Raw genomic sequence first — 756 nt, 5'->3', positions numbered from 1 at the left:
ACCACCATGCTCTGCTCTTCGGCCAGGCGGGCAGCTTCTGCAGCAAGGCGCTTCTGCTCTTCCGCTTCCATTCTTGCGATGGTCTCCTGTCGCTCCAGCGCGCCAGCCAGCGCCTCTTGACGGATCCAGACGGTGGGGAACTCCAGCAACTGCATGGCGATGTGGCTCTCCACATCAACGGGCGTGTGGCGCGGGAACACCAGGCGGGATCCGGTCACAGTGTCTTTCTTGCTCGGCTTGTCGCCGATATAAACCACGGCAATTTTGTCGCTCACGGCAATATCTCCAATCCAGAAATGAAAAAGCCCGGCACTGGGCCGGGCATGGCGTGACGGGCAGCCTTACAGGTTGCCGATCACCTCATAGTGCAGCTTGAGCTTGACCGTGCCAGTTGCTGCGCCGCCGCCGACGGTGAGGGTGATCTCCTGGTCTGGCAGTGTCTTCAGATCGTCCACCGGGAAATACTTGGATACCGCCGTCGCCGTGCCTTCGGCGTTGATGATGACGGTCGAACCGACGGTGACGGTCAGCGTGGTACTGGCACCCAGCGCGCCGCTGATGAGGGTGGCGCCTACCACTTTCAGGTTGGGCTCCACCTTGTCACCAAAGGCGATGACGTCGCCGGACGGCACTGCCGCCAGCTTGGCCACCAGGGTAGGGGAGATAGAGAGGTTGCCGAACGAACCGACAAACCAGCGGTACGCTCGGGCGAGCAGGATAGTTTTGGCCATGATATGGCTCCTTGTCTGGTCAGAT

1 protein-coding gene and 1 pseudogene are annotated in these 756 nt (G+C 61.0%); both read right to left on the bottom strand.

All coding sequences use genetic code 11. The features are described 5' to 3' along the window. Nucleotides 1-275, bottom strand: a pseudogene (locus PG899_RS24195) (hypothetical protein); the annotation flags it as partial. A 66-nt stretch (nucleotides 276-341) separates the two neighbouring features. Beyond that, nucleotides 342-731 (bottom strand): hypothetical protein, encoded by a 390-nt coding sequence (locus tag PG899_RS24190; RefSeq protein ID WP_264098082.1) that lies wholly within the window; start codon nucleotides 729-731, stop codon nucleotides 342-344. Between the last annotated feature and the right edge of the window lie 25 nt (nucleotides 732-756).

The sequence above is a fragment of the Aeromonas sp. QDB39 genome, assembly GCF_027707585.1.
Taxonomy (GTDB): Bacteria; Pseudomonadota; Gammaproteobacteria; order Enterobacterales; family Aeromonadaceae; genus Aeromonas; species Aeromonas hydrophila.
This window is presented reverse-complemented; position numbering and strand designations above follow the sequence as displayed.